The organism is Candidatus Xenohaliotis californiensis, from assembly GCF_963930935.1.
GTDB classification, from domain to species: domain Bacteria; phylum Pseudomonadota; class Alphaproteobacteria; order Rickettsiales; family CAWVOK01; genus Xenohaliotis; species Xenohaliotis californiensis.
Window position 1 is genome coordinate 1 of record NZ_CAWVOK010000015.1, and the last position, 8,069, is coordinate 8,069.

9 protein-coding genes and 1 tRNA gene are annotated in these 8,069 nt (G+C 29.7%); 3 read left to right on the top strand and 7 right to left on the bottom strand.

Features of this window, described 5'->3' with window-relative positions:
* Positions 1 to 366: 366 nt before the first annotated feature.
* Positions 367 to 1,278: a phosphate ABC transporter permease subunit PstC gene (pstC, locus tag AABI72_RS01850; RefSeq protein ID WP_338363845.1), complete on the top strand. Its 912-nt coding sequence runs from the start codon at positions 367 to 369 to the stop codon at positions 1,276 to 1,278.
* Positions 1,279 to 1,593: 315 nt separating this feature from the next.
* Positions 1,594 to 2,814 (top strand): hypothetical protein, encoded by a 1,221-nt coding sequence (locus AABI72_RS01855; RefSeq protein ID WP_338363847.1) that lies wholly within the window; start codon positions 1,594 to 1,596, stop codon positions 2,812 to 2,814.
* Here AABI72_RS01855 and AABI72_RS01860 read toward each other — a convergent pair.
* The 7 genes from AABI72_RS01860 to AABI72_RS01890 form a co-directional block, all read right to left on the bottom strand.
* Positions 2,811 to 3,161 (bottom strand): cation:proton antiporter subunit C, encoded by a 351-nt coding sequence (locus AABI72_RS01860; protein ID WP_338363849.1) that lies wholly within the window; start codon positions 3,159 to 3,161, stop codon positions 2,811 to 2,813. The two genes, AABI72_RS01855 and AABI72_RS01860, sit on opposite strands and share 4 nt — an antisense overlap.
* Complete coding sequence (locus tag AABI72_RS01865; RefSeq protein WP_338363850.1) at positions 3,161 to 3,598, bottom strand: Na(+)/H(+) antiporter subunit B; 438 nt, start codon at positions 3,596 to 3,598, stop codon at positions 3,161 to 3,163. Before AABI72_RS01865 ends, AABI72_RS01860 begins: the two co-directional genes overlap by 1 nt.
* The gene (locus AABI72_RS01870; RefSeq protein ID WP_338363853.1) at positions 3,576 to 4,127 is read right to left on the bottom strand and encodes a DUF4040 domain-containing protein; all 552 of its coding nucleotides are present in this window, start codon (positions 4,125 to 4,127) and stop codon (positions 3,576 to 3,578) included. The genes AABI72_RS01865 and AABI72_RS01870 overlap by 23 nt, the downstream gene beginning before the upstream one ends.
* A complete protein-coding gene (gene mnhG, locus AABI72_RS01875) occupies positions 4,127 to 4,432 on the bottom strand; it encodes a monovalent cation/H(+) antiporter subunit G (protein WP_338363855.1) in 306 nt (101 codons plus the stop codon). Before mnhG ends, AABI72_RS01870 begins: the two co-directional genes overlap by 1 nt.
* Before the next feature lie 49 nt (positions 4,433 to 4,481).
* Entirely contained in the window at positions 4,482 to 5,696 is a 1,215-nt protein-coding gene (gene carA, locus AABI72_RS01880) for a glutamine-hydrolyzing carbamoyl-phosphate synthase small subunit (protein ID WP_338363857.1), read from the bottom strand.
* A gap of 37 nt (positions 5,697 to 5,733) precedes the next feature.
* A complete protein-coding gene (locus tag AABI72_RS01885) occupies positions 5,734 to 6,741 on the bottom strand; it encodes an ABC transporter permease subunit (protein WP_338363859.1) in 1,008 nt (335 codons plus the stop codon).
* A gap of 484 nt (positions 6,742 to 7,225) precedes the next feature.
* Positions 7,226 to 7,414 (bottom strand): hypothetical protein, encoded by a 189-nt coding sequence (locus AABI72_RS01890; RefSeq protein ID WP_338363862.1) that lies wholly within the window; start codon positions 7,412 to 7,414, stop codon positions 7,226 to 7,228.
* Positions 7,415 to 7,559: 145 nt separating this feature from the next.
* Here AABI72_RS01890 and AABI72_RS01895 point away from each other — a divergent pair.
* Positions 7,560 to 7,631: transfer RNA gene (locus AABI72_RS01895), tRNA-Gln, on the top strand.
* Positions 7,632 to 8,069: the final 438 nt, after the last annotated feature.

Below are 8,069 nucleotides of genomic sequence, written 5' to 3' on the forward strand. Positions count from 1 at the left end.
GCCTCATGGGTCTATATTAAATTTTTTTTGTAAAATTCAAAAAATGTTGCTTTCATAAACAACAATACAATATTGTATCATGCTATTGTGAAATAATTTATTCTTTATTATTTAAGATATTAAATATATATAAACACCTTCTAGGCCAAACTTTATCAAATCATTGATATTTATCAAATAATCAATAGAAAAATAACTGCTAATTTGCATAGCACCACTCAAAGCTATCAATAAAAATATATCAATGATAACAAATTTAACATGTAGCACTTTTATAACAATAACAAATCAATACTTGCCAGAAAAAATTAAGTATGCTTAATATAATTATTATTCTGATATTTATTAACCACATTCTACTATATTATGCTTGCATGTAGTAAAAAAATATGGAAACTATTAGAAACTATTATATATATCTTATTATATGCTTCAACCATCCTAATAGTAATAATAGCTATAATAATCACAGCACTACTTCTAAAAGATTCAGTAAAATTCTTCTTAAATATAGCAATATATAAATTCTTATTTGGCACTATATGGAACATACAAGATTTAACAAATCCATTATTTGGCACAATCCCTCTTGTGTTTGGCTCATTATTAGTTGCCATTATAGCAATAACCATAGCAACACCAATTAGTGTAGCATCTGCTATCTATATAGCATACTTTTGCAAAAAAAAAACAAGAAACAATCTTATAACATTCTTTGAAATTGTTGGTGGATTACCAAGCGTAGTTTTTGGCTATTTTGCTATATCCACCATAGGCCCACTCCTAAGCAATATAGCCAGCACATTAAACATAAACTCACAGTATGAAAATACATTGAGCGCAGGAATAAACATTGGCATTATGATAATGCCAACTATTACGCTAATGTCATTAACAGCTATTATGGAAATACAAAATACCTTATTCAATGCCTCAATTGCCTTAGGAGCTACTAAAGTAGAAACTATAAGGAGAATTTCCCTACCTATGTCATATAAAAAAATAGCAAATGCTGTGTTGCTGTCATTTGCACGTGCTATTGGAGAAACAACTATAGTAATAATGGCAGCAGGAAATATTCCTGAGATTACTTACAATGTCTTTCAACCAATTGCTACAATTACATCGCAAATGTCACTCTTGCTGCGCAGTGACCATGATTTCAACAGCATTAATACTGCTGCTGCATATGCATTAGGCATTTTACTGTTAACAATAACCTTTACTATAAATTATACAGCTATACTTATTTCTAGAAAAAAAAAGCTTAACACTTAGCATACATAGTATAAGAGCTCAAAAATCTAACACATTAAGCACATCTATAATTAATACTCATTTCAATAAAACCACATAGTGAAAAAATTTCCTAAAGTAGTCTAAGTTACCATACTGTGGTTGCTGATAGCTCAAGACACAGCTTATTATCCTTAGTCTCAGATAAATTCAGTACTACATGTAAAGCATAAATTTCTATCAAGTATTAGCTGAATTTTTATATATTAATATAATATATGATATTAACAAATTAATATTTTTTTTATCAAATATCAATACAATAGTTGTAAATATTTTTTGAGCTACTAAAATATAATGCAGAATAAAAAGTATGAAATAACTATATTAATAATAATATTTATTACTAAACTGTCATATGCAGCAACTAACAATAATTTTGATTCTGAAAAAATCATACAAGACTTTAATACAACACTACAAAAAAACATTCCCAGTAGCAACAAGATAGACAATGACAAATCAACAATCAATAATAAAAAAAATGACTCTACAAATATAAAACCAAAAAGTACTGCAATGCCATTATTGCCCCCTTATCAGCCAAAAAACATACCTGTAGAAAATACACCAAACCCAATGCCTATCAATAAGAATAAAGACATATCTGTTAAGCCAATACCAAAACCTATTGCTGTCCTCCCTTCTCATATCACCACCTTATCTAATCCACATACTAATGGTAATAACATATTGAAATCAAAAAACATACCTGTAGAAAATACACCAAACCCAATGCCTATCAATAAAAATAAAGACATATCTGTTAAGCCAATACCAAAACCTATTGCTGTCCTCCCTTCTCCAGAGAAAAATATCACCACCTTATCTAATCCACATACTAATGGTAATAACATATTGAAATCAAACAATGCAACATCTATTACAAATGATCCCTCAAGAATTAATATAATTAGAAATTTAGACCATAGCAACACACAAACAACAGATAAAACTACAGATCATCAGACAGAAAAGCATCAAATAGCAAAACCTAATAATATAGCCAATGATACAACAAGCAAAACGACTAATGGATATAAAACTGAAGATGATAAGTATATAAATCCAAGAATGCCAGTTGCAAGATTGAACTATTTCAGCAACTATGAAAATTTCATTCCACAAGAAATAGTTAGCATACAAAACAATTATAGAAATCTCAGTATACACAATAAAAAACTAGCCAATGCTAGATTAAAAAACATAAAAAATATGTTAGCCAATAATAATACAAGAGTAGCTATCTACATTAGAAACATAGAATCAATAGAAAATCATAAAAAGTTAAAAGATTTACCTAAGCAAATAAAGCAACTAGTTATAAAAACTAATGATAGCTATAATTCCTTAGACAAAAAAACAAAAAAAATCATAGCACAATTCATAGTAACAGGTAATAAAACATTAATTGAAAACAACAAAAATGTTAAAAAATATATTGAAGAAAATAAATTAATGTCACAAATAAACAAGCAGTACAAAGCTAATATTACTAAAATAAAAATAAATAATTAATCATTATTATTACGAATTCCATCAACCTCCATTGATCCTGTAAGATGATGGATACGACAAATCATTGCAAGACCTACAACAATTGTGCTAATACTCACAACAATTGCTGTTAACATTAATACATGTGGCAATGGATTGTGATATACAACATCTTTACCATAATCTGGCTTAAGAACAGGGGGTATAGCATCATCAATATGTGCTAATGATATGTATAACAACAATGCTGACACTTGGAAAATATTAAGCCCTATGAGTTTTTTAATTAAATTCCTGCTTGACATTGCTATATAGAGTCCTACAACCATAATCAGTATAGAAATTGCACCATGATACATATAAAACATTATCTATTCCTGCCATCATAAAGAATAAAACTAATGTAAAATATAACCATTGCACAAAATACAGTTAAACCTACGCCTAGCTCAATCAAAAAAACACCTATATACTGTGCCTTTGCAAAATTATTTGAAAATACTGCATACTCCAAAAAATTACCACCCATCAACATTGATGCACAACCAGTACCTAAATAGAGTAAAACACCTAAAGATAAACCATTTAAGAAAAAATTAGTAGGCACAATCTTAGATGCAGTCTTATAATCAAATAGCGATACATAAAGTATATAAACTACAGCAAACACAACCCCAGCCTGAAAACCACCTCCGGGACTATCTTCTCCATTAATTTGCAAATACAAACCATATAAAAGAATAGCTGGTATCATCAAGAATGATGATAACACTATAGCCATATCATGATTTATCTTTTTTTTCATCACCAAGTCCTATTATCAAAATAACTGACATAGCAGCCAGCATAACTACAGTTGTTTCTCCCATTGTATCATAACCACGTATACTTGCCAATATGGCTGTCACAACATCTGCAAAGCCAAATCTATCACGTGCTGACTCTATATAAAATCTGTATATATTATTATTAGCTGGATTCTTAACGTTACCATAGATAGGCATATCATTAATACTAACCAACAATGCAATGCATGTAGTTACCATAATAATTATTGCTATGCTAACACGTGAAGATTGTTCTCTTTTTTTAATAGCACTACCTGTGTATCTTATAGCATTGACAAAAAAAATTGTACTAACCCCTGCACCCACTATTGCTTCTGTTATTGCAACATCAATTGCTCCCATAATCATGTATATTGATGCTATTATAAGACTAAACATTCCACATAAAAGAACAGCAATAAAAATATCCTGCACAAAGGCTATTGATATGGCAATAATCAATAAATATATTAATAAAATTATACCAGCCAAGTTGACATATAACATCATTTCCTCTTTGAGGTAAATGGCTCTAATCCCATGTTATATGCAATTCTTGACAATACATGGCAAGATGTAGAATTTGTAATCCACATTATTAATAATATTAAAATTGCTTTAGCCAAAGTAAAAAAACTAAAATTATAAAACACTGCACCCAAAACTACACATGGTGCACCAAGAGAATCACCAACACCAGCTGCATGCAGCCTTGTATAAAAATCAGGAAATCTCAATATTCCAACACTAGCAGTTAGCAAAAAAAATGAGCCAATACAAATCAATGTCAGGCCAATAATACTCAAATGCATGAAACAACCATATAAAATAATAAATTTATTTTACTATATGGCCAAACTGCTAGCAATAGTGAATATCTTTTTTCATCATATGGACAAAATCATTAAACAAATAAATAGAATCACTTGGACCAGGTGCACATTCTGGGTGATATTGCACAGAAAATGCTTTATTCTTTATTGATTTGATGCCTTCAATGCTTCCATCAATCAATGATGTATGTGTAATCTGTATTTCTTCTGTATCTAATGTGGTTTTATCAACAACAAAACCATGGTTTTGTGTTGTAATGTATGTGCAATTATTTATAACATCAAAAACTGGATGAGTAATGCTACGATGACCATGATCCATCTTATGTGTCTTGGCGCCAAGTGCAAGTGCAAGTAATTGATGTCCAAAACAAATCCCAAACAATGGAATATTGCTATATAAAAAAGACATAAGCAAATCTTTACAATCTATAAAGGTTTGCATTGGATCACCAGGGCCATTTGATAACAGAATTCCATTTGGCTTATAAGATGATATCTCATTAATATTTACAGTATAAGGAAATACTTTAACATTACAGCCCAATGAATATAAAAAACGCAAAATACTAAGTTTAACGCCAAAATCAATCACTGCAACACGCAAATTATTCCTATGCATAGCACTAACACTCCAATGACCATTTTCCCAACTAAATGGCTCATTGCAAACCACATTTTTCGCTAAATCTGTATTACTCTTCATTTTCTGATTGCACAGTTTACTATGCAAACTTCTTATATACTGCAAACTATCATTGTCTCCTTTTTTGGATTTAAAAAAATTACTATTAAGTGATTTTATACCATAAGGATAGCTAGCTATTATACAGCTGACATTACAGCCCTTTGATGCTAAATATCTAGTTATAGCCCTAACATCTAAACCATATATTCCTACTATTTTATTTTCACACAACCATTTATCAAAATTATCATTTGCACGTTGATTGGAACCAAGGTGTACAAAATTACACAATACAATACCCTTTACACCAACTATATCTTTCTCCTTATCATCATTATTAACACCTGTATTGCCCATATGTGGGCAAGTGAAAAATAAAATTTGCTCAGTGTAAGATGGATCTGTTATTGCCTCCTGATATCCTGTCATTGCTGTTGAGAAGCAAGCCTCACCAACAACTTCACCTTTTATGCCAATTTGATATCCTAAAAAAAATTTACCATCAGACATTACTAAACAAGCATTGGGTAGCTCTCTTATAGAAAAATTAGACATTATATAAACAAAATAAATTTATCATAAACAAAACAAACTACGGATTAATACCATCAAAACTTACTCTCTTATCCACAATAAAACACAATACATCACTAAGTATATGAATCAAAAGACCAAATATAGTAAATATATACAACATAGCAAAAATCATAGGATAATCCCTATTTGTTATAGCTTCAAAGCTCAGCAGCCCAAGTCCATTCAAAGAAAAAACAATCTCAATTATCATTGAACCATGCAAGAAAGAGTGTAATAAAAATATAGGAAAATTCACTATAGCAACCAGCATTGCATTACGAAACACATGCATATACAAAACTTTACGCTCACTCAAACCTTTTGCAAAGGCAGCTACAACATACTGCTTCTTTAGCTCAGATATAAATGATTTCTTACACAAAAAAACCAAAAATGCTAAGTGTCCTAGCACTATAGAAACAACTGGCAGTGTTATGTGCAAAAAATAGTCTTTAATTTTAGCAAAAGATGTAAGTTCACTCCAGTTCTCTGAAAGAAAACCTCTGGTTGGAAAAATATTAAATAAACCACCATTTGCAAACAAAAGTAATAGCAAAATTGCTAACATAAAATTTGGTATAGCATGTAATGCATTTACTGCAATATCAGTAACAATATCAAATGATCCATCTCTACGAACAGCTTTTTTGATACCTAGTGGAATAGAGATAAGATAAGTAAGTATTGTGCTCCACAATGCTAAAGAAAATGATACTGGGATGTGCATTTTTATAACATCTATTACCTTCATCCCTGAAAAAAAACTATTACCAAAATCAAATAATAAATAATTCTTCATTGTGGTAAAAAATCTTATGGCTAATGGCTTATCAAAGCCATACATAGCACGCATATGCTCTGTAGCAGCATCATACTTACTTTTTTTTGTAACAGAAATTAAACTATCAATTGCATCATTATCAAGAAAAGATGCATTATCAATCTCAGAGCTACTAGCTCTGTGTAATAACTGCTCTAATGGACCACCTGGAACAAGATTAATAATAAAAAAATTAATTAACATTATAACAAATAATGTAGGTATAGAAATTAATAATCTTTTGAGTATATAATGTAACATTCTCCACTAAGCAAATTAGTTCAAAATTATTCTTAATAATACTGAAAAAAAATAGTAATTGCACGAAAAAGTAAGTGTGCAAATATAAACTCAACAATCTATTACATTTAATACATCATGAGATAGCTTATAATGCATTGTAGTACTATGCTATGTTGTATAACTTTATCGTATTTCTTGCTAAAGAATTGCATTATTTTATGCAAACATTTTCATCATCAATCCTATAAACATTAGACAATAGGGAATAGATTGCCTAACAATGGTATGTTGCATTACTGCCTGTAAAAATAACATCTTCTGAGCTCTGTAGGAACTTAAGATGAACTTATGAGGTAAAAGATTCCCAATATAATTCAGATCATTTAGCAATAGGAATATGTCACTAATAGATAAAACTAAATTTAATGACTTGAAAAACATCTATCTAAATAATTAAATCATTGCTTATATTTGTTGAGATAGTGGTAGTAAACAATTTGAAGAATCTTGACATCATCATTTCTATTGTTAGGCTCTCCTCTACTTTTAGCAACAACACCACTAATATCAGCTTATCATCAATTAATGCTAACTTTAATTCCAGCATCTCATATGCTTTATTTCCAGAACTCAAGCTACTAATCTCCAGCTAAATTAGAATTTTTATGTAACATTTTATATTGATTGATGAACCCCCGACAAGTCTGGGTAAAAACTGTTTTTGATTGACTTTTTATTGTATATAATCTAAATTATATTTAAATATACAAAGATATTGTTGGGGTGTAGCCAAGTGGTAAGGCAGCGGTTTTTGATACCGTCATGCGTAGGTTCGAGTCCTTCCACCCCAGCTATTCTCAAGTTTCATGCTAATCTCACTGAATAAATTTGTACACATAAAACCCATAAATATGGAATATTGGCAAACAAAAAATTAGTCCTTATATTACTAAAATAAGCAATTTGTCCCAATATTCTTCCATTGGTCTTCTCTCTCTGCTAAGTTATTATTGCATCTGTTAATTGAATTAGCATGCTTATCATATCCAATCCTATAATGATTTCTTAACTCTATTAGCCCACATGTTATTAAGCACAAATATTTAAACATTCTTTCAATGATATCACATTCTGATATTTCTTTATGAATTTCTTTTAGGTACAAGATCTAACTCTTTAAAGATTAATTTTATTGATTTAAATAAGTTAAGATTAATTTAAGCAAACTTATCAAACTTTCCAAAAACTGTCTTGCAACAACTTGAATGTGCCAATTGATAATGCAAAAT